Origin of the sequence: Streptomyces sp. AC512_CC834 (assembly GCF_019049325.1) — a bacterium.
Taxonomy (GTDB): Bacteria; Actinomycetota; Actinomycetes; order Streptomycetales; family Streptomycetaceae; genus Streptomyces.
Genome location: NZ_JAGMUO010000070.1, coordinates 12,123 through 38,882, shown reverse-complemented (window position 1 = coordinate 38,882; position 26,760 = coordinate 12,123). Strand labels below are relative to the sequence as shown.

The 26,760-nt window shown below is 71.7% G+C and carries 24 protein-coding genes; 7 read left to right on the top strand and 17 right to left on the bottom strand.

Going from position 1 to position 26,760, the window contains the following annotated elements; translation table 11 throughout:
* Nucleotides 1-52 precede the first annotated feature (52 nt).
* Nucleotides 53-1,828, bottom strand: a complete 1,776-nt coding sequence (gene lysS, locus KUM40_RS26240) for a lysine--tRNA ligase (protein ID WP_217168663.1) — start codon at nucleotides 1,826-1,828, stop codon at nucleotides 53-55.
* Between the two features lie 168 nt (nucleotides 1,829-1,996).
* Here lysS and argS point away from each other — a divergent pair, with 168 nt between their 5' ends.
* A complete protein-coding gene (gene argS / locus KUM40_RS26235; RefSeq protein WP_217168662.1) occupies nucleotides 1,997-3,754 on the top strand; it encodes an arginine--tRNA ligase in 1,758 nt (585 codons plus the stop codon).
* Between the two features lie 34 nt (nucleotides 3,755-3,788).
* Here argS and KUM40_RS26230 read toward each other — a convergent pair whose 3' ends face one another.
* From KUM40_RS26230 to KUM40_RS26220, 3 genes are all read right to left on the bottom strand, one after another.
* On the bottom strand, nucleotides 3,789-4,277 hold the full coding sequence (locus KUM40_RS26230; protein WP_217168661.1) for a peptidoglycan-binding domain-containing protein: 489 nt from the start codon (nucleotides 4,275-4,277) through the stop codon (nucleotides 3,789-3,791).
* Between the two features lie 32 nt (nucleotides 4,278-4,309).
* Nucleotides 4,310-4,777, bottom strand: coding sequence for a peptidoglycan-binding protein (locus KUM40_RS26225; protein ID WP_217168660.1), 468 nt, complete (start codon nucleotides 4,775-4,777; stop codon nucleotides 4,310-4,312).
* A gap of 306 nt (nucleotides 4,778-5,083) precedes the next feature.
* Complete coding sequence (locus tag KUM40_RS26220; protein WP_217168659.1) at nucleotides 5,084-5,533, bottom strand: peptidoglycan-binding protein; 450 nt, start codon at nucleotides 5,531-5,533, stop codon at nucleotides 5,084-5,086.
* A gap of 315 nt (nucleotides 5,534-5,848) precedes the next feature.
* Between KUM40_RS26220 and KUM40_RS26215 the strand changes: the two genes are divergently transcribed.
* The 3 genes from KUM40_RS26215 (at nucleotide 5,849) to KUM40_RS26205 (ending at nucleotide 10,243) form a co-directional block, all read left to right on the top strand.
* Entirely contained in the window at nucleotides 5,849-6,682 is an 834-nt protein-coding gene (locus tag KUM40_RS26215; RefSeq protein WP_217168658.1) for a peptidoglycan-binding protein, read from the top strand.
* Complete coding sequence (locus tag KUM40_RS26210) at nucleotides 6,679-7,629, top strand: XRE family transcriptional regulator (protein WP_217168657.1); 951 nt, start codon at nucleotides 6,679-6,681, stop codon at nucleotides 7,627-7,629. The genes KUM40_RS26215 and KUM40_RS26210 overlap by 4 nt, the downstream gene beginning before the upstream one ends.
* Before the next feature lie 259 nt (nucleotides 7,630-7,888).
* A complete protein-coding gene (locus tag KUM40_RS26205; RefSeq protein WP_217168656.1) occupies nucleotides 7,889-10,243 on the top strand; it encodes an esterase-like activity of phytase family protein in 2,355 nt (784 codons plus the stop codon).
* A gap of 42 nt (nucleotides 10,244-10,285) precedes the next feature.
* On the opposite strand, the gene KUM40_RS26200 is transcribed toward KUM40_RS26205, so the two are convergent.
* The 3 genes from KUM40_RS26200 to KUM40_RS26190 form a co-directional block, all read right to left on the bottom strand.
* Nucleotides 10,286-11,554: a PLP-dependent aminotransferase family protein gene (locus KUM40_RS26200; RefSeq protein ID WP_254395691.1), complete on the bottom strand. Its 1,269-nt coding sequence runs from the start codon at nucleotides 11,552-11,554 to the stop codon at nucleotides 10,286-10,288.
* 77 nt (nucleotides 11,555-11,631) lie between these two features.
* Nucleotides 11,632-12,534, bottom strand: coding sequence for an SAM-dependent methyltransferase (locus KUM40_RS26195; protein WP_217168655.1), 903 nt, complete (start codon nucleotides 12,532-12,534; stop codon nucleotides 11,632-11,634).
* Between the two features lie 96 nt (nucleotides 12,535-12,630).
* A complete protein-coding gene (locus KUM40_RS26190; RefSeq protein ID WP_217168654.1) occupies nucleotides 12,631-13,947 on the bottom strand; it encodes a helix-turn-helix transcriptional regulator in 1,317 nt (438 codons plus the stop codon).
* Nucleotides 13,948-14,166: 219 nt separating this feature from the next.
* Between KUM40_RS26190 and KUM40_RS26185 the strand changes: the two genes are divergently transcribed.
* On the top strand, nucleotides 14,167-14,883 hold the full coding sequence (locus KUM40_RS26185; protein ID WP_217168653.1) for a DUF4232 domain-containing protein: 717 nt from the start codon (nucleotides 14,167-14,169) through the stop codon (nucleotides 14,881-14,883).
* Between the two features lie 49 nt (nucleotides 14,884-14,932).
* Here the strand turns inward: KUM40_RS26185 and hemB are convergent, their stop codons facing one another.
* Nucleotides 14,933-15,925 (bottom strand): porphobilinogen synthase, encoded by a 993-nt coding sequence (gene hemB, locus KUM40_RS26180; protein ID WP_217168652.1) that lies wholly within the window; start codon nucleotides 15,923-15,925, stop codon nucleotides 14,933-14,935.
* A 112-nt stretch (nucleotides 15,926-16,037) separates the two neighbouring features.
* Here hemB and KUM40_RS26175 point away from each other — a divergent pair, with 112 nt between their 5' ends.
* Nucleotides 16,038-16,448, top strand: a complete 411-nt coding sequence (locus KUM40_RS26175; protein ID WP_217168651.1) for an SRPBCC family protein — start codon at nucleotides 16,038-16,040, stop codon at nucleotides 16,446-16,448.
* On the opposite strand, the gene KUM40_RS26170 is transcribed toward KUM40_RS26175, so the two are convergent.
* Both KUM40_RS26170 and KUM40_RS26165 read right to left on the bottom strand, forming a co-directional pair.
* Nucleotides 16,445-17,365: a nitroreductase/quinone reductase family protein gene (locus KUM40_RS26170; protein WP_217168650.1), complete on the bottom strand. Its 921-nt coding sequence runs from the start codon at nucleotides 17,363-17,365 to the stop codon at nucleotides 16,445-16,447. The genes KUM40_RS26175 and KUM40_RS26170 overlap by 4 nt on opposite strands.
* A 305-nt stretch (nucleotides 17,366-17,670) precedes the next feature.
* The gene (locus KUM40_RS26165) at nucleotides 17,671-18,474 is read right to left on the bottom strand and encodes an SDR family oxidoreductase (RefSeq protein WP_217168649.1); all 804 of its coding nucleotides are present in this window, start codon (nucleotides 18,472-18,474) and stop codon (nucleotides 17,671-17,673) included.
* Between the two features lie 107 nt (nucleotides 18,475-18,581).
* On the opposite strand from KUM40_RS26165, the gene KUM40_RS26160 reads away from it, so the two are divergent.
* Nucleotides 18,582-19,289, top strand: a complete 708-nt coding sequence (locus KUM40_RS26160) for a TetR/AcrR family transcriptional regulator (RefSeq protein WP_217168648.1) — start codon at nucleotides 18,582-18,584, stop codon at nucleotides 19,287-19,289.
* 133 nt (nucleotides 19,290-19,422) lie between these two features.
* On the opposite strand, the gene KUM40_RS26155 is transcribed toward KUM40_RS26160, so the two are convergent.
* The 7 genes from KUM40_RS26155 to KUM40_RS26125 all read right to left on the bottom strand — a co-directional run bounded on the left by KUM40_RS26155 (nucleotide 19,423) and on the right by KUM40_RS26125 (nucleotide 26,490).
* Nucleotides 19,423-19,902, bottom strand: a complete 480-nt coding sequence (locus KUM40_RS26155; RefSeq protein WP_217168647.1) for a helix-turn-helix domain-containing protein — start codon at nucleotides 19,900-19,902, stop codon at nucleotides 19,423-19,425.
* Nucleotides 19,903-19,997: 95 nt separating this feature from the next.
* Complete coding sequence (locus KUM40_RS26150; RefSeq protein ID WP_217168646.1) at nucleotides 19,998-20,723, bottom strand: cation transporter; 726 nt, start codon at nucleotides 20,721-20,723, stop codon at nucleotides 19,998-20,000.
* A gap of 1 nt (nucleotide 20,724) precedes the next feature.
* Complete coding sequence (locus KUM40_RS26145; RefSeq protein ID WP_217168645.1) at nucleotides 20,725-21,060, bottom strand: helix-turn-helix transcriptional regulator; 336 nt, start codon at nucleotides 21,058-21,060, stop codon at nucleotides 20,725-20,727.
* A 237-nt stretch (nucleotides 21,061-21,297) separates the two neighbouring features.
* Complete coding sequence (locus KUM40_RS26140) at nucleotides 21,298-22,995, bottom strand: uroporphyrinogen-III synthase (protein WP_217168644.1); 1,698 nt, start codon at nucleotides 22,993-22,995, stop codon at nucleotides 21,298-21,300.
* On the bottom strand, nucleotides 22,992-23,951 hold the full coding sequence (gene hemC, locus KUM40_RS26135; RefSeq protein ID WP_217168643.1) for a hydroxymethylbilane synthase: 960 nt from the start codon (nucleotides 23,949-23,951) through the stop codon (nucleotides 22,992-22,994). Before hemC ends, KUM40_RS26140 begins: the two co-directional genes overlap by 4 nt.
* A complete protein-coding gene (locus KUM40_RS26130; protein WP_217168642.1) occupies nucleotides 23,948-25,723 on the bottom strand; it encodes a glutamyl-tRNA reductase in 1,776 nt (591 codons plus the stop codon). The genes hemC and KUM40_RS26130 overlap by 4 nt, the downstream gene beginning before the upstream one ends.
* Nucleotides 25,720-26,490 (bottom strand): redox-sensing transcriptional repressor Rex, encoded by a 771-nt coding sequence (locus tag KUM40_RS26125; RefSeq protein ID WP_217168641.1) that lies wholly within the window; start codon nucleotides 26,488-26,490, stop codon nucleotides 25,720-25,722. The genes KUM40_RS26130 and KUM40_RS26125 overlap by 4 nt, the downstream gene beginning before the upstream one ends.
* Between the last annotated feature and the right edge of the window lie 270 nt (nucleotides 26,491-26,760).

Sequence of the window (26,760 nt, the reverse complement as noted above, 5' to 3'; positions counted from 1 at the left end):
GCGTACGGCGAAGGGGGCGCCCCCTTCGCCGTACCGGCGGGTCCTACTCGTGCTACTCCCCGAGCAGGGTCCGCACCCGCTCCTGTCCCACCGCCAGCAGCAGCGTGGGCAGGCGCGGGCCGGTGTCGCGGCCGACGAGCAGGTGGTACAGCAGGGCGAAGAACGTCCGCTGGGCGGTCTTGATCTCCGGCGGCAGTTCCTTGGGCGTGGCGTCGGCGGGGAAGCCGGCCTGGACCTTGGGGACGCCGTAGACGTGGTGGGTGAGCCCGTCCAGGGACCAGTGGTCGGCGAGTCCCTCGAGCAGCAGCCGCAGGGACTGCCGGCTCGGCTCGTCGAGGGACTTGAGCAGCTCGGCGTCGGGCTCCTGGCGCACGACGGTGCGCTGGTCGGCGGGAACGTGGGTGTTGATCCACGCCTCGGCCTTGTCGTAGCGCGGCCGGGCCTGGTCCAGCGACGCGATCGGGTTCGCCGGGTCCAGCTCGCCGAGGATGCGCAGCGCCTGGTCCTCGTGGCCGGCGGTGATGTCGGCGACGGAGGCGAGCGTGCGGTACGGCAGCGGCCTGGGCGTCCTCGGCAGCTCACCGGCGGCGGCCGTGCCCACGGCCCGCGCGTGCGCGGCGACGTCGGCGGGCAACGCGCTGCCGTCGGCGACCTTGGCGTCCAGGCGGTCCCACTCGTCGTACAGCCGCTGGATCTCCTGGTCGAAGGCGATCTTGAACGACTGGTTGGGGCGGCGCCGGGCGTACAGCCAGCGCAGGAGCTGCGGCTCCATGATCCTGAGCGCGTCGGCCGGGGTGGGCACCCCGCCCTTGGACGAGGACATCTTCGCCATGCCGCTGATGCCGACGAACGCGTACATCGGCCCGATCGGCTGTTGGCCGCCGAAGATCCCGACGATCTGCCCGCCGACCTGGAACGACGACCCCGGCGAGGTGTGGTCGACGCCGCTGGGCTCGAAGATCACGCCCTCGTACGCCCAGCGCATCGGCCAGTCGACCTTCCAGACCAGCTTGCCGCGGTTGAACTCGCTCAGCCGCACGGTCTCGGAGAAGCCGCAGGCGGTGCAGGCGTACGTCAGCTCGGTCGAGTCGTCGTCGTAGGCGGTGACCGTCGTCAGGTCCTTCTCGCAGTTGCCGCAGTACGGCTTGTACGGGAAGTACCCGGCGGAGCCGGAGCCGCCGTCGTCCTCGGCGGCGGCTCCGGAGCCCTCGGCGGCCTCCAGCTCGGCCTCGTCGACGGGCTTCTGCGACTTCTTCGCGGGCGCCTTCTTCGTCCGGTACTGGTCGAGGATCGCGTCGATGTCCCGCCGGTGCTTCATGGCGTGCAGGATCTGCTCGCGGTAGACGCCGGAGGTGTACTGCGCGGTCTGGCTGATCCCGTCGAACTCGACGCCCATCTCGGCGAGCGAGTCGACCGTCGCGGCCTTGAAGTGCTCGGCCCAGTTCGGGTACGGGGAGCCCTTCGGGGCCGGGACGGAGGTCAGCGGCTTGCCGATGTGCTCGGCCCAGGACTCGTCGACCCCGGCGATCCCGGCCGGCACCTTGCGGTAGCGGTCGTAGTCGTCCCAGGAGATCAGGTGCCGGACCCGGTGGCCCCGGCGGCGGATCTCGTCGGCGACCAGGTGCGGGGTCATGACCTCGCGCAGGTTGCCCAGGTGGATGGGGCCGGAGGGGGAGAGTCCGGACGCGACGACCACAACCGGAGCGACCGGAGCGGTAGCGACTGATGTTTTCGCGCCCGGGGCACGACGCTCCGACTCGGCGATGACCTCGTCCGCGAAACGGGAGACCCAGTCGGTGGTCTCTGTGCTCTGAGCCACGATCGGCACGTCCTTCTTTCTGACTCGGGCAGCCGGTACGGTCGCACGGCTGACCGCTCCATTCTCCCAGCCCGGCGCGCATCCGCGAAAACCGCTTTTCACCGCGTGGGATACTCGGCTTCGGTAGCTACAGCAAGCCACACTCCCGGAACCCCGAGCAGAACGGCGAACCACTCCATGGCCTCGGTCACGTCCCTCAGCGACTCCGTCCAGCAGCAGCTCGCGTCCGCCCTCACGGCCACCCGGCCCGAGGCCGCCGGCGTCGACCCGCTGCTGCGACGAAGCGACCGGGCGGACTACCAGGCCAACGGCATCCTCGCCCTGGCCAAGAAGGCGAAGTCGAACCCGCGGGAGCTGGCCGCCGAGGTCGTCGCGCACATCAGCACCGGCGACCTGATCAAGGACGTCGAGGTCTCCGGGCCCGGCTTCCTCAACATCACCATCGGTGACCGGGCGATCATCGGTAACCTCGCCGCCCGGTACGCGGACGGCGAGCGCCTCGGCGTGCCGCTGAAGGAGAACCCGGGCGTCACCGTCGTCGACTACGCCCAGCCGAACGTGGCGAAGGAGATGCACGTCGGCCACCTGCGGTCGGCGGTCATCGGCGACGCCCTGCGCGGCATGCTCGACTTCACCGGCGAGAAGACGATCGGCCGGCACCACATCGGCGACTGGGGCACCCAGTTCGGGATGCTCATCCAGTACCTGTTCGAGCACCCCGGCGAGCTGGCCCCGGCCGAGGACGTCGACGGCGAGCAGGCCATGTCGAACCTGAACCAGGTGTACAAGGCGTCGCGTGCGGTCTTCGACTCGGACGAGGAGTTCAAGGAGCGCGCCCGCAAGCGGGTCGTCGCCCTCCAGTCCGGTGACAAGGAGACGCTGGAGCTGTGGCAGCAGTTCGTGGACGAGTCGAAGGTCTACTTCTACTCCGTCTTCGAGAAGCTCGACATGGAGATCCGCGACGAGGAGATCGTCGGCGAGTCCGCGTACAACGAGGGCATGCCCGAGACCGCCCGCATCCTGGAGGAGACGGGCGTGGCGGTGCGCTCCGAGGGCGCGCTCGTGGTGTTCTTCGACGAGATCCGCGGCAAGGACGACCAGCCGGTCCCGCTGATCGTGCAGAAGGCCGACGGCGGCTTCGGCTACGCGGCGTCCGACCTGACCGCGATCCGGGGCCGCGTCCAGGACCTGCACGCGACGACGCTGCTGTACGTCGTGGACGTACGCCAGTCGCTGCACTTCAAGATGGTCTTCGAGACGGCCCGCCGGGCCGGCTGGCTCGGCGACGACGTCACCGCGCACAACATGGCCTACGGCACGGTGCTCGGCGCGGACGGCAAGCCCTTCAAGACGCGTGCGGGTGAGACCGTACGCCTGGAGGACCTGCTGGACGAGGCGGTGCAGCGGGCGGCGGAGGTCGTACGGGAGAAGGCGCGGGACCTCACCGAGGAAGAGATCCAGGAGCGGGCCGCGCAGGTCGGCATCGGCGCCGTGAAGTACGCGGACCTGTCGACGTCGCCGAGCCGCGACTACAAGTTCGACCTGGACCAGATGGTCTCGCTCAACGGCGACACGTCCGTCTACCTCCAGTACGCCTACGCCCGTATCCGGTCCATCCTCCGCAAGGCCGGCGAGGCCCGCCCCGCCGCTCACCCGGAGCTGGACCTGCACGAGGCGGAGCGCGCGCTTGGCCTGCACCTGGACGCGTTCGGCGACACGGTCTTCGAGGCGGCCGCGGAGTACGCCCCGCACAGGCTGACGGCGTACCTGTACCAGGTGGCGTCGCTGTACACGTCCTTCTACGACAAGTGCCCGGTGCTGAAGGCCGAGACGCCGACGCAGGTGGAGAACCGCCTCTTCCTCTGCGACGTCACGGCCCGCACGCTGCACCAGGGCATGGCCCTGCTGGGCATCCGGACGCCCGAGCGGCTCTGAGCGCCGAAGGCCCGCGTGCCTTCGGCAGGCCGGCTCAGCAGCGGTCGGTGCGGGCGAAGTCCCAGAACGCCTTCTTCGTCGCCGGTCCGGCGATCCCGTCGGCGGCGAGGTTGAGGCCGGAGACGTGGACGTTCAGGTAGTGCTGCAACCCGATGATCGTGTTGGGTCCGACGATTCCGTCGATGGAGTCGTCGTAGAAGCCATAGCCCTCGAACTTCCTCTGCGCCGCCTTCCAGCTCTGCGTGCCCAGTTGCCCATCGATCGCGCCGGGGTCGTAACCCGTGTTGCGCAGCCAGCACTGCCAGCTCTTCGCACGGGCGGTGTTCAGCCCCAGGTTGACCACCGCGAGCGGCGCGACGGCCTCGGCACCCACCGCCCGCTGCTGGGCCGACTCCGGCGCGGAAGCCGCCGCCGTGCCTGACGTCGCCGTGCCCGCGGTCGCCCTGCCCGCGGTCGCCAGGCCGCCGACCGCGATCCCCGCCGCGGCGGTGAGACCGACGAGTGACTTCGTGAGAGCTCGCATACCAGTCCCTTCCAGTGAAGTGCGGGGTCGGCTCAGCAGAAGTGGGAGAACAGGTTGACGAGGTCCTTGAACGCGTCCTTGGTGTCCGGTCCGGCGATCCCGTCGACGGCGACCTTCTGGCCGACGTTGTCGTCGTTCAGGAAGCGCTGCAGCGCCTTGACCGTGTTGGGTCCGACGATTCCGTCGACCTGACCGTCCTGGTAGCCCAGGGCGTTGAAGAGTCCCTGTGCCGCCTTCCAGCTCTGCGTGCCCAGTTGCCCATCGATCGCGCCGGGGCTGTAACCCGAGTTGCGCAGGAAGCACTGCCAGTCCTTCGCCTGAGCGGTGTTCAGCCCCAGGTTGACCACCGCGAGCGGCGCGACGGCCTCGGCACCCACCGCCCGCTGCTGAGCCGACTCCGGCGCGGAAGCCGCTGCCGCCGTCCCCGCAGTGGCCAGACCGCCGGCGGCCATGCCGATCGCGGCCGTGACACCGATAAATGCCTTCGTGAGAGCTCGCATACTGTTCCCCTCATTCGACGTGCGATGTTGCGAAGTTGCGATGTGTGGAGCCGACCGCAACCGGCGGCTCCGTAACGAAACTGCGGGTTCGGCACGATGCCCGGCCACAGTCGGCGTCGAAGTGACGTCATCCCGGGACGTCCACCTCCCTGACCTGCGAAAGAGTGACCCACCGTGTCGGTTCAGCGGGACGCACGCCCCTGCTGGCAGCCCGATGCCCGAGCGGCTCCGAGGTGCTCGCCGGTGAACGGCACGCGGCCCGTCCCCTTCCCCGACTTGAGGAAGTGGACGGGCCGTGGCGTTGGCTCAGGCGCAGTAGTTGACGTCGTTGAAGTCCCAGAACGCGTCCTTGGTCTTGTCTCCGGCGATTCCGTCGACGGCGAGGTTGTAGTCGAAGATGTTCAGGTAGCGCTGTAGGGCCTTGATCGTGTTGGGGCCGACGATTCCGTCGACAGTGCCCGCGCCGAGATTCAGGTCGTTGAACTTACGCTGCGCCGCCTTCCAACTGTTGGTGCCCAGTTGTCCGTCGATGGCGCCGGGGTTGTAGCCCGTGTCGCGCAGCCAGCACTGCCAGCGCTGGGCCCGGGCAGTGCTCAGCCCGAGGTTGACCACCGCGAGCGGCGCGGCCTCGACGCTCGCCGTCCGCTGCTGGGCCGGCGCGGGGGCCGCCATCGCCGTACCCGCGGTGGCCAGACCGCCGGCGGCGATGCCGACCGCGGCCGTGACGCTGACGAGTGCCTTCGTGAGAGCCCGCATGCTGTTCCCCTCCGTTGACGTGCGTTGGCCGGAGCCGACCGCACCGGCCGACTCCGCAACGAGACTGGCGGTCCGACGCGTCGGTCGGCCACAGTTGACGCGCAAGTGACGGGCTCCCGGGACGTCCCACTCGCTGACCTGCTGGGACGCCACTCGCCGAGTCACTCCGGCGGGACGCAGAAGAACGGGAATGGCTGATTCTGTACTGGGGGAGGGATCGCTGTTCCGGGAGCGTCGTGGGCGCTGATGCAGAATATGACCGGGACACGGGGGGCCGACCGGACCGGTGCGGTCCCGAACGCGTACGGGAGAGACATGTCGCGTTGGAGAGAGCTGCCCGCCGACCTACACCCACACATCCATCAGTTGATCGTGCGATTGCGCAAACTGAAGGACCGCAGCCAACTGAGTGCCCGTCAACTCGCCTCGAAGTCCGGCTACAGCGCGAGATCGTGGCAACGATATCTGAACGGCAGGTCACTGCCGCCCCGGAAGGCCGTCGAGGCGATGGCCCGCATCGGCGGTGACGATCCGGCCCGGCTGCTGGTACTGCACGAGATCGCCGCCGAGCGCTGGGCGGAGGGACGCGTGGCCACCGCCGGAGACCCGGAGAGCACCTCGAGTATCACCCCGGGGAGCGCTCCGGCGACACCGGCGCCCACGCACCCGCCCCCACCCACGGAGCGGAAGAGGTACGGGCGTTATCTGCACGTCCTGGTCACGGCGGGAGCGGCGGCCCTGGTGCTGTCCGTGTCCGCGACGGTCCTGCTGTCGATGCGGCTCTCCGAAGCCCGCGCCCAACTCGCGAAGGACCGTACCGACACCGTCGCGGCGGCCCCGGCCACCGTGTCGGAGTCCCTGGTGCCGGTCGTCTACACCTGCCGGCTGGAGCAGACAGACGGCCGCTGGTACGCGGGGCTGAGCCGGACGACGGAAACCATCTTGGCGTACACCCACGTGGGGCCCGAAGTGGCCGAGGCACAGTGCCTGTTGCGTCGGGCGGGCATGAGCCCGGGAGACATCGACGGCGTCTTCGGCCCGAAGACGCAGCGCGCGGTGGTGCGTCTGCAGACGCGGGACGAGCTGGTCGTGGACGGTGTCATCGGCCCGCACACCTGGAAGGCCCTACGTGAGGCGGCGCCCAAGTGACCACGGAACAAGCCCGGCTGGTCGCGGCACTGCGTGAGCTGAGGACCCGTACGGGTCTGAGCCTGGCGGCGCTGGCGGAGCGCACGACGTACAGCAAGTCCTCCTGGGAGCGCTACCTCAACGGCAAGGGCCTGCCCCCTCGCCAGGCCGTTCAGGAACTGTGCCGGGTCGCGGACGAACCGGACGGGCGGCTGCTGGCCCTGTGGGAGATCGCCGAGTCGGACTGGCGCGGACGCGCGGCGGTCCTCGCCCCCGCTGCCGAGGAGCCGGGGCCGCGACCGCAACCACAGTCGCTGCCACAGCAACAGCCGGAGCAACAGCCGGAGCAACAGCCACAGCCAGAGCCGCAGGAAGCGCCGCCGCCTCCCTGGGCCGGACGGCCGCGCGGCCACCGGGGGCGGCTCATGGTGGTGCTGGCGTCGGTGTACGCCCTGCTCGCCGGTGGCGTGGCGCTCGCGTTCCTCCTGCTGCCGGGCCGGAACGCGGTCGAGGAGAAGGCGATGCCGTCCTCCCTCCCCTACGCCCTCGGCCCGCAGTGCCACGACGCCGCCTGCGAGGGCCGGGACCCGATGCGCCTGATCTGCGGCATCGGACCCGACACCCTCACCACGTACCGCACCGCCACCGGCGCCCACATGGAGCTGCGCTACAGCGAGAAGTGCGGCGCCGGCTGGGCCCGGGCCTGGGGTACCCGGATCGGCGACCGGTTGGAGGTCACGGCGGGCGGCCCGACCCACCAGGTACGCATCAGCAGCAAGGACGACACGGAGACGTACGTCTACACCGGTATGGCCGAGGCCCGCTCCGGCAGCACCGTCCGGGCCTGCTTCCGGCCCGCGCCGGCCGTCGGCGAACAGGGCGAACAGGGTGAACAGGGTGAACAGGAGTGCGTCGAGGCCCGCGTCGGCGAGCCCGTGACCACCACCCGGCCGGCCTCACCCCGTTGACCTGCTCCTCGGGCTGAAGGTCCGATGCACTGCGAGTAGATCTAAGTAGCGTCCCCCGGGACGGGACGTCGACGGCGCGATCCCCCGCCGGCGACGACGACACCGCGATGAGCGACGTGGGCGACGTGGGCGACGTGGGCGAAGTACGAGATCTTCGCCCTCCGTTCACCCGGCCGTTCACCGGCCCGTCCGCCAGACCTGGCCCCGAGGTGGCAGCATCCGGCACGCAGTGGACGGATCTGGACGTACCGGAGGAACGATGCTCCCGAAGAGAACCTGCGCCGCGCTCGCGACGCTGGCCGTGACCGCGGCAGCCCTGGCGGCCACCGGCCCGGCACACGCCGATCAGCGCAAGGGCGGAGGCGCGGGCGAGGGCGGGGGCGGGAGCCACGGCTACCGGCACAGCGCCGCCTTCGCGCGCACCGCCACCTACCCGGTCTTCCAGAACCGGCCCACCGGTGCGGACGCCGCCGCCGAGACGGTCGCCGAGATATCCGCGGTCAGCGAGGACGGCCGCACGCAGGTCTACACCGACGCCGCCGCCAAGCGCATCGGCTTCCTCGACATCAGCGACCCGGAGCGCCCCAAGGGCCTGGGCACGCTGTCCCTCACCGAGCTGGGCGACGCCGAGGACGAGCCGACCTCAGTGACGGTCGTCGGCGCGTACGCGCTGGTCGTCGTCAACACCAGCGCGAGCCACACCGACCCCTCCGGCCGCCTGGACGTCATCTCCCTGCGCACCCGTGAGCGCGTGGCCAGCCATGACCTCGGCGGGCAGCCCGACTCGATCGCTCTCAGCAAGGACAAGCGGTACGCCGCCGTCGCCATCGAGAACGAGCGCGACGAGGAGGCCACCCCGCCCGGCGGCGAGGAGGGCGACCTGCCGCAGGCGCCGGCCGGTTTCGTGCAGATCGTCGACCTGTCGGGGTCCTCGCCCGCCGAGTGGGGCCTGCGCAAGGTGGCGTTGACCAAGTCCGACGGCTCGGCGCTGCCCGCGCTCACCGCCGCCGGCATCGCCGCGCCGACCGACCCCGAACCCGAGTACGTCTCCGTCAACGGCCGCGACCGGCTCGTCGTGACGCTCCAGGAGAACAACGGCATCGTCGTCATCGACCTCGCCTCCGGGCGGATCACCAAGGCGTTCAGCGCCGGCACCGCCTCCGTCGACGGCATCGACACCGTCGAGGACGGCGTCATCGACCAGACCGGGTCGATCACCGACGTGCCGCGCGAGCCGGACGCGGTCGGCTGGATCGACAACCGCTACCTCGCCACCGCCAACGAGGGCGACTGGAAGGGCGGTACGCGCGGCTGGACCGTCTTCGACAGCCGTACCGGCAACGTCGTCTGGGACGCCGGCAACGGCTTCGAGCACCTCGCCGCCCGCTACGGCCTGCTCAACGAGGACCGCTCCGAGAACAAGGGCACCGAGCCCGAGGGCCTCGCCATCGCCACGTACGGCGGTGTCCGGTACGCCTTCGTCGGCTCCGAGCGCTCCAACTTCGTGGCCGTGTACGACATCAGCCGGCCCACCAGGCCGAGGTTCCGCCAGATCCTGGAGACCACCAACGGCCCCGAAGGCCTGCTGCCGATCCCGTCCCGCGGCCTGCTCGCCGTCTCCAGCGAGGAGGACGACGCGGAGGCGGGCGTCCGCGCCTCGGTCACCCTGTTCCGTCTGGGCAGGGGCGGCACCGCCGCGAACACCGCCCCCTCCCTCTCGTCCGCCTCCGACGCCTCCGGTACGCCGATCGGCTGGGGCGCGCTCAGCGGCCTGTCGGCCGTACCGGGCCGCGACGACGAGGTGTACGCCGTGACGGACGCGGCGTACGCCACGACGCGCGTCCTGACCATCGACACCGGCGGCAGGCGGGGTGCCGTCGTCACGCGCGAGCTGACCGTCAAGGACTCCACGGGCGAGCCGGCCGGCTACGACGCCGAGGGCGTGTACGCGCGTCCCCGGGGCGGCTTCTGGCTGGCCGTCGAGGGCAAGACCGGCACCGGCAACCGGCTGGTGCGCCTGGACCGGTCCGGCGTGACCCGTCAGGTCGTCGCCCTGCCCGCGGACGTCGCCGCGGGCCTCGGCTCGCAGGGCTTTGAGGGAGTCACCGCCACCACCGACGCCCGCGGCCACGAGATCGTCTGGGCCACCCTCCAGCGCGAGGTGAAGACCGACCCGTCCGGCGTCGTCCGGCTCGGCCGCTACGACGTGGCGGCCGGCACCTGGAGCTGGTACGGCTACCGGACGGCCGCCACGACCACCGACGGCGACTGGATCGGCCTGTCGGAGATCACCGTCGTGGGCGACCGGCTCGCGGTCGTCGAACGCGACAAGCTGGGCGGCCCGGCGGCGAAGACCAAGAAGATCTACACCGTGCCGCTGCCGAGGACCGCCGCTCCCGCGGGCACCCTCCCCGTCCTCCCCAAGTCCCTCGCCCACGACGTCCTCCCCGACCTGCGGGCGACGCACGGCTGGACGCAGGAGAAGTTGGAGGGCCTGACCGTCGCCGGGAACGGCCGCGTCTACGCCGTCACCGACAACGACGGCCTGGACGACTCCACCGGCGAGACCGTCTTCCTCGACCTCGGCAGGAGCCGCAAGGTCCTCGGCCGCTGACCCGACCCTCCCTCGAGCCCTCCCCCGGGCGCACGACGTGGCCTACGCCTCCCGCAGGCCCTGTCCCAGGCCCTCCCGCAGGCCCTCCCCCAGCCTCCGCAGCCCCTCCGCGATCTCGTCCGGCGTCTGGGTGACGAAGCAGAGCCGCAGCGTGGCGCGGTCGGGCTCGCCGGCGTGGAAGGGGGCGCCGGGGACGTACGCCACGTCGTGCCGGACCACCCCGGGGAGCAGGGCCGTGGTGTCGTACCCCTCGGGCAGCCGGGCCCACAGGAACATGCCGCCCTCGGGGCGGGTCCACACCGACCCCGCCGGGAGCGCGTCGGCCAGGCCCGCGAGCATGGCGTCCCGGCGGGTGCCGTAGACGGCGGCGACGCGGGCGACGTGGGCGTCCAGGTCCCGGTCGGCCAGGTAGCGGGCGGCGGCGAGCTGGTTGACGGTCGGGGTGTGCAGGTCGGCGGCCTGCTTGGCGACCGCACAGGCCCGGCGCAGTTCGGCGGGCGCCCGCAGCCAGCCCAGGCGCAGGCCGGGTGCCATGACCTTGGAGAAGGAGCCGAGCAGCACGGTCCGGTCCCGGGCACCCTCGTAGGAGGCGATCCACGGCAGCCGCTCACCCTCGAAGCGCAGCTCCCCGTACGGGTCGTCCTCGACGATCCACAGCCCGCACCGCCCGGCGACCTCGGCCACCGCGGCGCGGCGGGCGGCGGGCATGGTGCGGCCGGTGGGGTTCTGGAAGGTGGGGACCGTGTAGAGCAGCTTGGGGCGCTCGCGCACCACCAGTTCCTCCAGCGCCCCGGGGTCGATCCCGTCCTCGTCCCCGGGTACGGCGACGACCCGGGCGCCCGCGAAGCCGAAGGCCTGGATCGCTGCGAGGTAGCAGGGGCTCTCGACGAGGACGGTGTCGCCGGGTTCCAGCAGGGCGGTGGCGAGGAGCGACAGGGCCTGCTGGGAGCCGGTGGTGACGAGGATGTCGTCGGCGCCGGTGTCCAGTCCGCGCGCCGAGGTGCGGGCGGCGAGCGCGGCCCGCAGGACGGGCTCGCCCTCGGTGGTGGAGTACTGCAGGGCTCGCGCGGGCGCCTCGGCGAGGACGTCCCGGTACGCGGCGGCGATGCCCTCCGCGTCGAACAGCTCGGGGGCCGGCAGCCCGCCCGCGAAGTTGATCACCTCGGGGCGGGCGGTGACGGCGAGGATGTCCCGGACCGGGGAACCCCCGATCGACCGGGCCCGCGCGGCGAGCGACGGCAGCGGGGCGTGGGCTTGGGCGCGGGCGGGTGTGGCGGCATCGGACGCGGTCTCAGTCACGGTCACGGTCATGCGCGCAGCGTATGGAAATGCGTGCCGCGTACAGGCGACTTTCCGCGATCCGGACACCCGTGCGACTGCCTGGGGTGTCAGGCCTTGACGCCCAGCCCGCCGTACACGTTGATGTCCGCGTCCGTGACGTCGTTGATGTCCTTGTACCGGACCTTCTCGATGTCGTCGAGACCGGCGAGGTACGACTCCTCCGGCTGCTCGGGCACCGGCGCCGCGTGGTCGGGCCGCCAGTGGTGCACCGGGACGACGCCCGGGTCGGCGAGTTCAAGACCGCTCTCCGCGAAGAACCGCTCGACGTCGTCGCGGGAGCGCAGCACGAAGGTGAAGCCCCGCTCGGTGTACGTCCGCTGGACCGCGCGCACGTTCTCCGCGTTGAGGTCCTCGGTGAGATGGCTGAGCACGAGACGACTGCCGGCGGGCAGCGCGTCGACCAGTTCGCGGACGATCGGGTACGCCTCCGCGTCCTCGACGAAGTGCAGGATGGCGACGAGGCACAGCGCCACGGGCCGGTCGAAGTCGAGGGTCTTGGCGGCCTGTTCGAGGATCTGCGCCGGGCTCTTCAGGTCGGCGTCGATGTAGTCCGTACGCCCCTCGGGTCCGCTGGTGAGCAGGGCGCGGGCGTGGGCGAGTACGACCGGGTCGTTGTCGACGTAGACGACCCGCGACTCGGGGGCGATGCGCTGAGCGATCTGGTGCACGTTCTCGGCGGTCGGCAGCCCGGTGCCGATGTCGAGGAACTGCCGGATGCCGTCCTCGCGGGCGAGCGTGGTCACCGCGCGCCGCAGGAAGTCGCGGTTGTGCCGTACGTCGAGGTAGCCGCGCGGGTTGGCGGCGAGCCCGGCGGCCGCCGCACCGAGGTCGGCCGGATAGTGGTCCTTGCCCCCGAGGAAGACGTCGTAGACACGCGCCGGGTGCGCCTTGCTGCTGTCGATCCTCCTCCGCAGCTCCGCGGGGTCCTGGCTGAGGGCGTCACCGGGCATGGGCGTCTCCTGACGAAGCGAAGTGAACCGAAGCGAACCGGATTGTCGGCCAACAACCTAGTCCCCGCGTGCACTTGGCGGAGCCCTGGTCCCGTCTCAGCCGCCCTCGACCAGCTCCCAGGCGTCGCTGCCGAGGGGGTACGCGTAGTAGGACTCGTCCCGGGAGGCGCTGGTGCGGAACGGCTTGCCGTCGTCGTCGATGAGCGTCGTGCCGTGCCGGCCGCCGCTGGACCACTCCAGTTCCAGCTCCCAGCTCACGTCGTGGGCGCTGGTGTGCGCGTTGACGTGGAAGACCTCGGGGTCGGACTCGCTGACGCTGTACGGGAAGTCCCGCTGGCCCCCGATCGGCGTCGCCGTCGGGGTGCCCAGGTCGAGCGAGACGTCGAAGGCCGTGGTGTGCACCTGGCCGCCGCAGCCGTTGCCCATCACGTACTGGTTCCAGTCCAGCCCCGGTCCGCTGCTCTTCACCCGGACGTGCAGGTCCTCCAGGACCACCGTCTCCGGGCCGGTGCCCTGCACGGTGAGGACGACCGTCTGCCGGTTCGCGGAGACCGCGTTGAGGGGCGTGGCCCAGCCGACGGCGTCCTGCTGAGGGGGCGGCTTCGGCACGTTCTGCGGGCTGCGGTCGACCAGGAAGGCGTGGTCGCAGGGCAGGTCCCAGTAGTACGGGGTCGTCGACACGGTCAGCGCCGGGCCGCCGGCGGCTGCCTCGCGGCTCGGCGTCGGGGTGCCCGGACGCGACGGTGACGCGGAGGGAGACGTCGACGAGGACGCGGAGGCGGAGGCGGACGGGGCGGACGTGGAGGCGCTCGCGCTCGGGGACCCCGTCCCGGTCGCGGTCCCGGACACCGACGCGGAGGTCCGCGCGACGGCCCCGGCCGGACCGTGGTTTCCGTCGCCGTCCGGGCTCGACACGAGGTTGGCCACGAGCGCCACGGCGGCACTGACGGCGACGACGCCGGACGCGGCGTAGAGCGCGGCGCGCGGGACCCGGCGGCGGGGCGGGCCGGGTGCGACGAGGGCGGTCGGGGTGGCATCCGGTGCGTCCGGTACGTCCTGTGCGGGCGGTGCGGGCGGGGCGGGCGGGGCACTGCCCCCGACCGAGCCCTCGCCCCCTTCTCTACCTTCTCCGCCCTCTCCGCCCTCTCCGTCCTCGGTCTCCTCCTTCTTCACGCCGCGCAGCGCGTCCGCGCGGATCCAGCGGCGGTGGAGTTCGAGCAGTTCCTCGGGCGTCGCCCGGCACACGCGGGCGAGGCGTTCCACGGGAGCGAACTCGACCGGAACCACCTCCCCGCTGACGTACCGGTGCAGGGTCGAGCCGCTCATGTGCAGCCGCTTGCCGAGTACCCCGTAACTGAGTCCGGACCGCTCCTTCAACTCCCGCAGCAGCCCCGCGAAGTCGTCCCCCGCCACCGTTCCTCCCTCTCCTCGCATCCCCGTACCGCATCCCAGCGGGACATTGTTCCCGCAGGTCAGAGCGTTCCAGGCGTCCCATCGTCCCGCATGTTCCCCCAGCGCTGGCGGCCGGGACGAGCACGGCCGCAAGCTGTGGTCATCCAAGCAGCCGCTCCCGGTGAACGGTCGAGCGACTCACCCCACTCCCAGCACTCCCACATCCGAAGAGGAACCTCCATGTCCGCACGCACCACCCGCACCCGCCTGTTCGCCGCCACCACGGTCGCACTGGCCGCACTCTCCCTGACGGCCTGCGAGGGCGACGACGTCACGGGCTCCCCGGCGCCGGCCTCCTCCACCTCCACGTCGGCGGACGGAAACACCACCCAGCCGTCGGACGACGCGAAGGGCGACACCGGCGAAGCGGGCTCGAACGGTTCCTCGGACAACGACAACGCGTCGAACTCCGGCAGCGGCGGCTCCGGCAGCGGCGGTTCCGGCTCCAGCGCGGGAGCAGGCGACGGCTCCGGCGGCTCCGACTCGGACGTCGCCGGCAAGTGCTCCGCCTCCGACGTGCAGATCACCGCGGCGAACGCCCCCCGCCCGGTCAACCACCTGCTGCTGACCGCCACCAACACCGGCTCGAAGACGTGCGCGCTGCCCCCGTACCCGGCGGCGCGGTTCGGCGAGGCCCAGTCGGTGCCGCCCGTCGCCGAGTCCAGCCAGCCGCAGGCGCTGACGACGCTGGCCCCCGGCGAGTCCGGTTACGCGGGCGTGCTCCTGTCGTCCGCCGACGGCAGCGGCGAGAACGGCTACGACGCGAACACCCTCACGATCCCCTTCGAGGACGGCTCGATCGCCACGGTGAAGCTGCCCTCCGGCGGCGTGTACGTCGACACCGCGCTGACGGTCACCTACTGGCAGACCAGCGCGGCGAACGCGCTCGAGTACTGAAGGGGTCCGCGCGCCCGCACCCCCTGTGTGGAGGGCCGGCACAGGTCGCTCAGCGCAGCGTGCGGGCGACCTCGGTTGCCCAGTACGTCAGGATGTTGCGCGCGCCCGCCCGCTTGATCCCGGTGAGGGACTCCAGGATGGCCCGGTCGCGGTCGATCCAGCCCTTCTCGGCGGCGGCCTCGATCATCGAGTACTCGCCGGAGATCTGGTAGGCGGCGACGGGCACGTCCACGGTGTCGGCGACCCTGGTGAGGACGTCGAGGTAGGGCCCGGCCGGCTTGACCATCACCATGTCGGCGCCTTCCTCCAGGTCCAGCGCCAGCTCCCGCATGGCATCCCGCGCGTTGGCGGCGTCCTGCTGGTAGGTCTTCCGGTCGCCCTTGAGCGACGACCCGACGGCCTCACGGAAGGGCCCGTAGAAGGCGGAGGCGTACTTGACGGTGTACGCGAGGATCGCGACATCCTCCCGCCCGATCTGATCGAGGGCGTCACGGACGACCCCGATCTGCCCGTCCATCATCCCGCTGGGCCCGACGACATGGGCGCCCGCGTCGGCCTGGACCTGCGCCATCTCGGCGTACCGCTCAAGGGTGGCGTCATTGTCGACGCGCCCCTGGTCGTCCAGCACCCCGCAGTGCCCGTGATCGGTGAACTCGTCGAGACAGAGGTCGGACATGACGAGCAGCTCGTCCCCGACCTCGGCCCGCACATCGCGCAGCGCGACCTGCAGAATCCCGTCCGGGTCGGTACCGGCCGTCCCGGCCGCGTCCTTCTTCCCGTCCTCCGGCACCCCGAAGAGCATGATGCCGGAGATCCCCGCCTCGACCGCTTCCGCGGCGGCCTTCTTCAGCGTGTCCCGCGTGTGCTGCACGACGCCGGGCATCGCCGCGATCGGCACCGGCTCGCGCACGCCCTCGCGCACGAAGGCGGGGAGGATGAAGTCGGCGGGGTGCAGCCGGGTCTCGGCGACCATCCGCCGCATGACAGGAGTGCTCCGCAGCCGCCGGGGCCGGGTACCGGGAAAGGATCCGTACGTCGACATACCACCTACGCTACGCCCGCCCCACCCGTGCCTTTGCCGACGGCGAGTCGGCCCGGGCCGGTGTCCGATTCGTTCAAGAGAACGGTGCCGGCGGCCCGCTACCGTCGCTGCCATGAACGCCACCGGCAGGGAATCACGCCACCTCAGCATCCATGTCGACCGCACCCTCGACGACGTCTACGCCTACGCCTCGGACCCCGCCAACCTGCCCGCCTGGGCCCGTGGCCTGGGCGGATCCATCGAGCGGGCCGGTGACCGATGGATCGCGGAGTCCTCCCCCATGGGCCGGGTCACAGTCGCCTTCGCCCCCCGTAACGAACTGGGCGTACTCGACCACTACGTCACGCTCCCCTCCGGGGAGACCGTCTACAACCCGCTCCGCGTCATCGCCGACGCCACGGGAAGCGAGGTGGTGTTCACCCTCCGTCGGCAGCCGGAGACGAACGACGCGGACTTCGAGCGTGACGCCGGCATGGTCGCCGCCGACCTGGCCCGGCTCAAGGAACTGCTGGAGTCCGCCTAAGACCCGACCGGCGGCGCGACCGGCGGCCACGGCACGTCGGCCAGCAACGGCAGCAACACCTCCTCCTCGTAGTCGAGGTGGGCGTTGAGCTGTGCGGACATCTCCTCCAGCTCGGCCCGGAAGCGCGGCGGATCGGCGATGGCGACACCGTCCAGCAGGGCCGCCAGCTCGCCCTGGATGCGGGCGACCGTGCGGTGTTCCCCGGCGAGCCGGTCGAAGACGTCGGTGAGCTGGGGGTGGTGCCGGGCGATCCCGGGGAACAGGTGCCCGTCCTCACTCACGTGATGGAACTCCAGCGCCTGGCAGAACGCGAGGCAGCGCTGCCGTATCTGGAGCCCGAGCCCCGGCGACGTACCGGTACCGCCACCGCCACCGCCACCCCGGGACGCGAAGTGGGCCTCGACCTCGGCCCGCACCTGCCGCACCTGCCCCCGCAGCCAGGTGTGCACCTCCAGGAGCTTGTCGGCGAGCGTACGCACCTCTCGGGGCCGCCCCTCCCACACCTCGGGCTCGGCCTGCTCCAGCACGACGACCGGCAGCGCCCTGCTGGTGAGGGCCTGGTAGTCGCCGTACCCGGGCGCCGCCCGCACGACGTGCGCGAACAGCTCCTCGCGCCGGGCCCCCTCGGCGGGCACCGCGAGCGCCTCGAAGCTCGACGTGCCCACCTCCACCCGGACCACGGGATGGGCAAGCAGGTTGTAGTACCACCCGGGGTGCCGCGGTCCACCGAGGTTGGCCCCGACGACGAGGAGGGAGTGTTCGTGGCGGACGTAACCGAGCGGTGTGGTCCGCGAGGAGCCCGACCTGGCGCCGGTGGTGGTCAGCAGGAGCAGGTCGCCGCCTTCGAAGGGGCCGCCGACCTTCCCCTCGTTGGCGCGGAACTCGTCGATGACGGACTGCTGGAATGACGTGGGCATACGGTTCTGTGTCTCCGGAACGGCAGGCCACGGGACGGCAACGACACGTGCCGCGGCGCACGAAGGGCGGGGAACAAGCACGAGAGCCGACGCGCGGAAGCGCTGCGTCGGACGACTCGGAATCAGGGCGCGGAGTAGGAACGCATCACGGACCCCTTGACTGAAGGGCGCTCGCCCGATCGCCGGCCGGCCCACTGCTCTTTGACCGGCGCCACGCGGCACCGCCCTCATTACACGCGCCGGCCCGCCGGACTGTCAACGCGGCCAGGAACCAGCCGTCCCCTCTCGGTGCACGGTACGGCCCCTCAGAACGCGGCGATGCGCTTCGTCAACCGCCGTGCCAGCGCGAGGGCCGCCCGCTCCGGCAGGAGCTGGTTCAGCCGGGCGAACGTGGCGTAGCGACGTCCGTCGACGACCGAGATCCTGCCCGAGCCCAACGCCCGGAAGGCAGTGCCGACGACCTGCTCGGGCGTGCGTATGCCGCCGAGTCTCGCCATCTCGGGCAGCACGTCCTCGGACTTCTGCCCGGTGGCGGTCACTCCCGGGAACAGCGCCAGCACCCGGACACCCGAGCCGGCGGCCTCGTCGGCGACCGCCAGCGTGAACGACCGCACCAGCGCCTTGGCCGAGGCGTAGCCCGCCAGGTACGGCGTCGGCAGGAACGCGGAGGCGCTCGACACGTTCACCACCGTCCCCGTACCCCGCTCGACCATGCCCGGCAGGAAGCGGATGGTGCTCTCGACCGGGGTGTTGGCGTTCAGCTGCACCATCGCCGCGACGGCCGCCGGGTCGGCCTTCGCCGCCGCACCGCCGACCCCGCCGCCCGCGTTGTTGACGAGGAAACCGATCTCCACACCCTTCTCGACGCTCCACTCGTACATCGCGCCCGCCGCCCCGGGCTCGGACAGGTCCAGCTTCTGCGTCAGGACCCGCACGCCGTGCGCGGAACGCAGGGACGAGGCGAGTCCCTCCAGTTTGTCGCCCGACCGCGCCACCAGGACCACGTCCGCACCGCGCCGGGCGAGCCGGTGCGCGAACTCGGCGCCGATGCCTCCCGACGCCCCGGTGACCAGGGCCGTGGTGCCGGACAGGCGAGAGAGATCCTGCATGTTTCTCCTCCAGACTGAGGGCCGATGACCACGGCCGATGCACTTGCACCGCCCACGCTAACCTCGTAAGTGGACGATGCCATCCACTTGCCCGGAAATGAGAAGACATGGCACCCCACACCTCTCACAAACCCCCCGAGCGCACCCCCGCGCACCATGGACCGGACGACCTGCGCGCCGACGCCCGCCGCAACCGCGAACGCGTCCTGGAGGCCGCGCGCGAGGTGTTCGCGGCGCAGGGCACGGACGCCCCGATGAGCGCGGTCGCCCGCCGGGCGGGCGTTGGCGTGGCCACCCTCTACCGCCGTTTCCCGACCCGCGCCGAACTCCTCACCGCCGCCTTCGACAACCAGCTCTCCGAGTGCGCGGCCTTCTTCGACACGGCGCTGTCCGACCCCGACCCGGGGCACGGGCTCTACACGCTCCTGGAGAAGGTGTGCACCACGCTGGTGACGGACCGCGGCTTCGACACGGTGTTCCTGACGGACTTCCCCGAAGCGCTGCACCGCGACCGCGCCTGCGACCGCGCCTGCGACCGCGCCTGCGCCAAGGAGGGCCTGAGCCACCTGATCCAACGCGCCCGCGACGCCGGCCAGCTCCGCGAGGACTTCGCCCCCGCCGACATCCCTCTCCTCCTCCTGGCGGTGAGCGGCCTGGCCACCCAGCCCCCCGAGGTCGCCCTCCCCGCCGCCCGCCGCCTCCTGACCTACCTCTTCCAGTCCTTCCAGGCCCACCCGCCGTCCCGCCCCGGCCCACTCCCACCGGCCCCACCGCTGGACCTGGGGGCGGTGCACCGACCGGCGGACCGCCCGTAGCCCCGCCCGTTCGCAGCCGTCACACACCGGCGGCGCGTCGCTTCCACGGGCAGATCCGAGGTCAGCGCCCGGTGGACGAGGCCGGTCGTGGCTCCTCTCTCAAACCACTGGATGACACTCGGGGTCAGAGTGTTCACGTCTCGGGAGGACAGCGTGAGACGTTCGCCGGTACGGCGCGGTCCCGCCAGAAGGGCGACGGCCTTGCCGTGGTGGCGGCATTCCCGCCCTCCCGTACCACCGCAACCGCGCGCCGACGTACGGCGGGCGCGACCGCCCGCTCAGGCGTGTGATGGGCATACGTACGCGTGACCAGACGCCCCGTCTCCGAACGCTCACGCACACGCTCCAGATAGCCGTGCTCCTCCAACTCCCGCAGGCCGGAAGCGATCCGCTCACGCCCCTCCGGGAAACGCTCGGCAAGGCTCCGGATGTCGACGAGGGCACTCTCCGGCAGCGACAGGATGTGCGTGGCCAGCCCGATCGCGGTCAGCGACAGCCGGTGGTGCTGGGCGAGGTGATGACCGATGACGACGTACTGACCCGACTGGTACGTGCGTACGTGGACGACACCGGAGCGGGTGTTGGACCGGCGGACGCCCGGACTCGGACGCACGGCGGCGTTAGTCTTCTGCTCAGGACTCGCAGGTTCGTTCAGGCTGCCGCGCCTGCGGGACGGCAGCCCAATGGGCCACAGCGAAGTCCAGCTCGTCAGCCGCCGCAGCAGTCGCAGCCGGGGCGGCAGCCGCAGGCGTCCGTCTCCACGGCGGCGTTCGGGGCCGCTGTGGTGGTGGCCGGGGTGGCGCAGCAGCCCTTGCCCTGCCAGGCGTCGCGGCCTTCCTTGACGGCGATGGCGGCGATGACGAGGGCGGCGATCGGGTCGGCCCAGGACCAGCCGAGGGTGGCGTTGAGGACGAGGCCGACCAGGAGGACCGCGGAGAGGTAGGTGCAGAGCAGGGTCTGCTTGGAATCGGCGACCGCGCTGGCGGAGCCGAGTTCGCGGCCGGCCTTGCGCTGGGCGGCGGACAGGAACGGCATCACCGCGAGGGAGAGGGCGGCGATGACGATACCGGGGATGGAGCGTTCGGCTTCGCCGGTGCCGGTCAGCGCGCGGGCGGCGTCGATGGTGACGTACGCGGCGAGCGCGAAGAACGACACGGCGATGATCCGCAGGGTGGTCTTCTCCCGCGCGTCGCGTACGGCATGGTCGCGGGCGGAGAACTGCCAGGCGACCGCGGCGGCGGAGGAGACCTCGATGACGGAGTCCAGGCCGAAGCCGATCAGGGCGGTGGAGGAGGCGATCGTGCCGGCGGTGATGGCGACGATCGCCTCGATGACGTTGTAGGTGATGGTGGCCGCGACCAGCAGCCGTATCCGGCGGGCGAGGACGTCGCGGCGGGCCGGGGCAGGGCCCATGCCGATGGACATCTCGGTCATGTCAGCAGCAGCCCGTCTCGTCCGCGTCCACGCAGGTCTTGTCGGCCTCGACGGCGACCACGGCGGTGCGCAGGTCGTCCAGTGCGTGGCCGAGACGTTCGTCGGCGAGCTCGTAGCGGGTGCGGCGGCCGACCGGGACGGCGACGACCAGGCCACAGTCGCGCAGGCATGCCAGGTGGTTCGACAGCCGGGTGCGAGAGATCTCCAGGGTGTCGGCGAGGTCGGCGGGGTGGGCCGGGGCCTCGCGCAGGGCGAGGAGGATCCGGCAGCGGATCGGGTCGGCGAGGGCGCGGCCGAACCGCGCCAGCACCTCGATGTCAGCAGCGAGAGTCAGCACCCCACCGACAGTACACGGAAGCCTGAATTCACAGAACCATGTATCCATGGATTGTGGTGCACGGCCTCGAGGGCGGCGGATACGGACGGGCTTGGGCCGGAGTGCCCCAGTGATTGGACAGTCCGTCCCGGAAGAAACGCGACTTTTGCCGCGTGTCGCCGGGACAAACTGTCCAATCACCGATCGGCCCCAGCGGGGCGCCCCCGAGCCACCTGGGCCGGGGCGCCCCGCGTCACCTCACGTAGAAGACCGCCGCCTCCGCGCCCCCGGCCGCCGCTCGCTCGGCCGCGTCACCGGGTCCCCCGCCTCCACCGCGGCCGCGCGGCGGCGCAGGCCGAAGTCGGCGAGGGCCTCCGCCAGCTTGTGGACGGACGGCTCGGGAGCCATGACGTCGACGCGCAGCCCGTGTTCCTCGGCGGTCTTGGCCGTCGCCGGGCCGATGCACGCGATCACCGTGACGTTGTGCGGCTTGCCGGCGATGCCGACCAGGTTGCGGACCGTGGACGACGACGTGAAGAGCACCGCGTCGAAGCCGCCGCCCTTGATGGCCTCGCGGGTCGTGGCCGGGGGCGGCGAGGCGCGCACCGTGCGGTAGGCGGTGACGTCGTCGACCTCCCAGCCCAGCTCGATCAGACCGGCGACGAGGGTCTCCGTGGCGATGTCGGCGCGCGGGAGGAAGACCCGGTCAATGGGATCAAAAACAGGGTCGTACGGCGGCCAGTCCTCCAGGAGACCGGCGGCCGACTGCTCGCCGCTGGGGACCAGGTCCGGCTTCACGCCGAAGGCGATGAGGGCGTTCGCCGTCTGCTCGCCCACTGCCGCGACCTTGATGCCGGCGAAGGCGCGGGCGTCGAGCCCGTACTCCTCGAACTTCTCGCGGACCGCCTTCACCGCGTTGACCGACGTGAACGCGATCCACTCGTAGCGGCCCGTGACCAGGCCCTTGACCGCGCGTTCCATCTGCTGCGGGGTGCGCGGCGGTTCGACGGCGATGGTCGGGACCTCGTGCGGGACCGCGCCGTAGGACCTGAGCTGGTCGGAGAGCGACGCCGCCTGCTCCTTCGTACGCGGCACGAGGACCTTCCAGCCGAACAGCGGCTTGGACTCGAACCACGACAACTGGTCGCGCCGGGCGGGGGCGCTGCGCTCGCCGACCACGGCTATCACCGGGCGGCCGCCGTCCGGGGACGGCAGCACCTTCGCCTGCTTCAGGGTCTGGGCGACCGTGCCGAGCGTGGCGGTCCAGGTGCGCTGCCGCGTCGTCGTGCCGGCGATCGTCACCGTCAGCGGGGTGTCCGGCTTGCGGCCCGCCGACACCAGCTCACCGGCGGCCGCCGCGACCGAGTCGAGCGTCGTCGACACGACCACCGTGCCGTCGGAGGCGCCGACCTCGGTCCAACAGCGGTCCGACGCCGTACGGGCGTCCACGAACCGCACGTCGGCGCCCTCGGCGTCGCGCAGCGGCACACCGGCGTACGCGGGCACGCCGACGGCGTTCGCGATGCCGGGGACGACCTCGAAGGGCACCCCGGCCGCGGCGCACGCCAGCATCTCCTCGGCGGCGTACGCGTCGAGCCCGGGGTCCCCGGTCACGGCACGCACGACCCGCCTGCCGCCCCGCGTGGCCTCCATGACAAGATGTGCGGCATCTCGCACAACGGGAGTGCCGGGGGTGGCTGACGCACCGTCAACTACCTTTAGCTGAGGCGCGCCTGTGCCCGGATCCGACGGATCGGCATCCGTGTGCACCTCGGACACGCCCTGCCTCGCGTGCGTGCGTACGACGTCGAGCACCTCGTGCTCGGCGACGAGGACGTCCGCGTGCGACAGCGCCTCCACGGCGCGCAGAGTCAGCAGTCCCGGATCTCCGGGTCCGGCACCGAGGAAGGTGACGTGCCCGTGTTCCGGACCGGCGGGAAAGGCGGTGGGGCTCAATGTGCTCGCTCCCCCATCAGACCGGCCGCGCCCTGGGCGAGCATCTCGGTGGCGAGTTCGCGACCGAGTGCGAGTGCCGCCTCGTGCGTTTCAGGCACGGGACCGGTGGTGGACAACTGCACCAGCGTCGAGCCGTCGGTGGTGCCGACGACGCCGCGCAGGCGCATTTCCTTGACAGTCTGCCCGTCGGCCAGGAGGTCGGCCAGCGCGCCCACAGGGGCGCTGCAACCGGCCTCCAGGGCGGCGAGCAGTGACCGCTCGGCGGTTACGGCGACCCGCGTGAACGGGTCGTCGAGTTCGCCGAGCGCGGCGATCAGCGAGGCGTTGTCCGCCGCGCACTCGATCGCGAGTGCCCCCTGGCCGGGGGCCGGCAAAACCGTGTCGACCGACAGGAAGTCGGTCACCTCGTCGGTGCGTCCCACCCGGTTCAGTCCGGCGGCGGCCAGCACGACCGCGTCCAGCTCACCGCTGCGGACGTATCCGATGCGCGTGTCGACGTTGCCCCGGATCGGGACCGTCTCGAACTCCGTCCCGTGGGTGCGGGCGTACGCGTTCAACTGCGCCATGCGACGCGGCGCACCCGTGCCGATGCGGGCCCCGCGCGGGAGGTCCGTCAGCTTGCGCGCGTCCCGGGCGACGACCACGTCCCGCGGGTCCTCGCGCTCCGGTACGGCGGCCATCACCAGGCCCTCGTGCTGCGCGGTGGGGAGGTCCTTGAGCGAGTGAACCGCGAAGTCCACCTCCCCCCGCAGCAGTGCGTCGCGCAGCGCGGCGACGAACACGCCCGTGCCGCCGATCTGCGCCAACTGCTCGCGCGACGTGTCGCCGTACGTGGTGATCTCGACCAGCTCAACGGGCCGACCGGTCACCTGGCTCACGGCGTCCGCCACCTGCCCGGACTGGGCCATGGCGAGCTTGCTTCGCCTGGTTCCCAGCCTCAGTGCCTTCTCAGTCATGCCGGCCCTCGGTTCTTCTCAGTGCTGTTCTCGGCGCGGGAGACGGAGGCCACCGTCTCCTGGTCGAGGTCGAACAGGGTGCGCAGCGCGTCCGCGTACCCGGCACCGCCGGGTTCGGCGGCGAGCTGCTTGACCCGTACCGTCGGCGCGTGCAGCAGCTTGTCGACCACACGCTTGACGGTCTGGGTGATCTCGGCGCGGTGCTTGTCGTCGAGCTCCGGCAGTCGGCCTTCGAGGCGGGCGATCTCGCCGGCCACGACGTCCGCGGCCATGCTGCGCAGGGCGACCACGGTGGGGGTGATGTGCGCGGCGCGCTGGGCGGCGCCGAAGGCGGTGACCTCGTCGGCGACGATCCTGCGGACCATGTCGACGTCGGCGGCCATCGGTGCGTCCGCTGAGGCGTCGGCGAGCGACTCGATGTCCACCAGGCGCACCCCGCCCAGCCGGTGCGCGGCGGCGTCGATGTCGCGCGGCATGGCGAGGTCGAGGAGGAAGAGCACGGGCTGCGGGCGCGGCACCTCGGCGACCGGCGCAGGGCGGCGGCGCTCGGGGATGCGGCCGACGCGCGTCGCCGTCGCGGCGAGCGCGTCGATCAGCTCGGCGTCCGCCTCGGGGCCGGGGCGTCCGGCCTCGCGCGTCCGGTCCACCGCCGTACCGCCCGCGGCCCACGCCCCGTGCTGCTCCAGCGTCGCGGCGTCCATGCCGGCCACGGCGGCCTCGCCCATGACGGAGAAGCCGGAGGGGACGGAGGACAGGTCCAGGGGGCAGTTCTCGTCGCCGTCGCCACCGGTGGCGGTACCGGCGACTGCGCCTGCGCCTGCGCCCAGCAGTGGCGTTTCAGCGGCATCCGCCACATCCGCTGCTTCCGCCGGACGGGCGTCGTCGGCCTCGACGGCAGGGGTGCCGGTGCGGACCGCGACCGTCGCCGCCACGGAGTCGGCCGTGAGGACCAGTCCGGTCGCGCCGGTGCAGGAGACGGCCACGTCGGCACGTGTCAGCTCGCCCGGCACCGCGTCCATCGGTACCGCGCGGGCCAGCACGTCCGTGTCGTCGCCCTCGGAAAGACGTTGTCCATATTGCTCTTCGAGCAGGAGCGCGAGGCGCTCGGCGCGCTCGAAGGTGCGGTTGGCGACCACGATCTCGGCGACCCCGGCACGCGCGAGCGTCGCGGCGGCCAGCGAGGACATCGAACCGGCGCCGATGACCAGGGCCTTCTTGCCCCGCGCCCACTGCTGGACGTCGGCTCCGGCGGAAAGCTGCTCCAGGCCGAAGGTGACCAGGGACTGCCCGGCGCGGTCGATGCCGGTCTCGGAGTGGGCGCGCTTGCCGACGCGCAGCGCCTGCTGGAACAGGTCGTTCAGCAGGCGTCCGGCGGTGTGCAGGTCCTGGGCGCGGGCCAGGGAGTCCTTTATCTGGCCGAGGATCTGCCCCTCGCCGACCACCATCGAGTCGAGCCCGCAGGCCACCGAGAACAGGTGGTGGACGGCCCGGTCCTCGTAGTGCACATAGAGATGGGGAGTGAGCTCCTCCAGGCCGAGCCCGCTGTGCTGGGCCAGCAGCGTGGACAGCTCGGCGACACCGGCGTGGAACTTGTCCACGTCGGCGTACAGCTCGATGCGGTTGCACGTGGCCAGGACCGCGGCCTCGGCGGCCGGTTCGGCGGCGACCGTGTCCTGGAGCAGCTTGAGCTGCGCGTCCGCGCTCAGGGAGGCCCGCTCCAGCACGCTGACGGGGGCGCTGCGGTGGCTCAGCCCGACGACGAGGAGGCTCATGCCGGCATCACGGCGGGTACGTCCCCGTCGGGCCCCTGGTCGGTGGAGTGCGGCCGCTTGCGGGCGACGACGGGCGGCGGCGCGACGCCGTCGGGCGCGGCCTCCTCGCCGGCCTTGCGCTGCTCGTGGAAGGCGAGGATCTGCAGCTCGATGGAGAGGTCGACCTTGCGCACGTCGACGCCCTCGGGGACGTTCAGCACGGTCGGCGCGAAGTTGAGGATGGAGGTGACGCCGGCGGCCACGAGGCGTTCGCAGACCTGCTGGGCGGCACCCGCGGGGGTCGCGATCACGCCGATCGAGACACCGTCGTCCTGGATGATCTTCTCCAGCTCGTCGGTGTGCTGCACCGGGATGCCGGCGACGGGCTTTCCGGCCATCCCCGGATCGGCGTCGATGAGGGCCGCGACCCGGAAACCGCGGGAGGCGAACCCGCCGTAGTTGGCGAGCGCGGCACCGAGGTTGCCGATACCGACGATCACAACCGGCCAGTCCTGGGTCAGCCCGAGTTCACGCGAGATCTGGTAGACGAGATACTCGACGTCGTAGCCGACGCCCCGGGTCCCGTAGGAGCCGAGGTAGGAGAAGTCCTTGCGCAGCTTCGCGGAGTTGACTCCCGCGGCGGCCGCCAGCTCCTCGGAGGAGACCGTGGGCACCGAGCGCTCGGAGAGCGCGGTCAGCGCGCGGAGGTACAGCGGAAGCCTGGCGACGGTGGCCTCGGGAATCCCTCGGCTGCGGGTCGCCGGTCGGTGTGCTCGGCCAGTTGCCACGGTGCTCCTGCGGGTAGAGCGGGGCTGTAGGCGGTCATACGTCCCTACATGACCGCCCCGTCGAATGCAGGCTATGTCTTTGTGAACGCGTGCACAAAGATGGTGTCCGATTTGCCCGGCCAACGTGACCGGGGTCACGCGCCCCCGGCGCACGGTACGGGAACCGGCGCATACGGACCCTCGTTCCTCACTCATCGGGGGCAAAGCCGCACACGCTCCTCACGATCAACGCCCCCGAGACCTGGTCGCCATCGATCCTAAGCGACCATA

What these genes read in the sequence shown, in the direction of transcription:
- argS (WP_217168662.1), top strand. Translation starts at nt 1,997, where the DNA reads ATGGCCTCGGTCACGTCCCTCAGCGACTCCGTCCAGCAGCAGCTCGCG.
- KUM40_RS26230 (WP_217168661.1), bottom strand. Translation starts at nt 4,277, where the DNA reads ATGCGAGCTCTCACGAAGTCACTCGTCGGTCTCACCGCCGCGGCGGGG.
- KUM40_RS26225 (WP_217168660.1), bottom strand. Translation starts at nt 4,777, where the DNA reads ATGCGAGCTCTCACGAAGGCATTTATCGGTGTCACGGCCGCGATCGGC.
- KUM40_RS26220 (WP_217168659.1), bottom strand. Translation starts at nt 5,533, where the DNA reads ATGCGGGCTCTCACGAAGGCACTCGTCAGCGTCACGGCCGCGGTCGGC.
- KUM40_RS26215 (WP_217168658.1), top strand. Translation starts at nt 5,849, where the DNA reads ATGTCGCGTTGGAGAGAGCTGCCCGCCGACCTACACCCACACATCCAT.
- KUM40_RS26205 (WP_217168656.1), top strand. Translation starts at nt 7,889, where the DNA reads ATGCTCCCGAAGAGAACCTGCGCCGCGCTCGCGACGCTGGCCGTGACC.
- KUM40_RS26200 (WP_254395691.1), bottom strand. Translation starts at nt 11,554, where the DNA reads ATGACCGTGACCGTGACTGAGACCGCGTCCGATGCCGCCACACCCGCC.
- KUM40_RS26195 (WP_217168655.1), bottom strand. Translation starts at nt 12,534, where the DNA reads ATGCCCGGTGACGCCCTCAGCCAGGACCCCGCGGAGCTGCGGAGGAGG.
- KUM40_RS26185 (WP_217168653.1), top strand. Translation starts at nt 14,167, where the DNA reads ATGTCCGCACGCACCACCCGCACCCGCCTGTTCGCCGCCACCACGGTC.
- hemB (WP_217168652.1), bottom strand. Translation starts at nt 15,925, where the DNA reads ATGTCGACGTACGGATCCTTTCCCGGTACCCGGCCCCGGCGGCTGCGG.
- KUM40_RS26175 (WP_217168651.1), top strand. Translation starts at nt 16,038, where the DNA reads ATGAACGCCACCGGCAGGGAATCACGCCACCTCAGCATCCATGTCGAC.
- KUM40_RS26170 (WP_217168650.1), bottom strand. Translation starts at nt 17,365, where the DNA reads ATGCCCACGTCATTCCAGCAGTCCGTCATCGACGAGTTCCGCGCCAAC.
- KUM40_RS26165 (WP_217168649.1), bottom strand. Translation starts at nt 18,474, where the DNA reads ATGCAGGATCTCTCTCGCCTGTCCGGCACCACGGCCCTGGTCACCGGG.
- KUM40_RS26160 (WP_217168648.1), top strand. Translation starts at nt 18,582, where the DNA reads ATGGCACCCCACACCTCTCACAAACCCCCCGAGCGCACCCCCGCGCAC.
- KUM40_RS26150 (WP_217168646.1), bottom strand. Translation starts at nt 20,723, where the DNA reads ATGACCGAGATGTCCATCGGCATGGGCCCTGCCCCGGCCCGCCGCGAC.
- hemC (WP_217168643.1), bottom strand. Translation starts at nt 23,951, where the DNA reads ATGACTGAGAAGGCACTGAGGCTGGGAACCAGGCGAAGCAAGCTCGCC.
- KUM40_RS26130 (WP_217168642.1), bottom strand. Translation starts at nt 25,723, where the DNA reads ATGAGCCTCCTCGTCGTCGGGCTGAGCCACCGCAGCGCCCCCGTCAGC.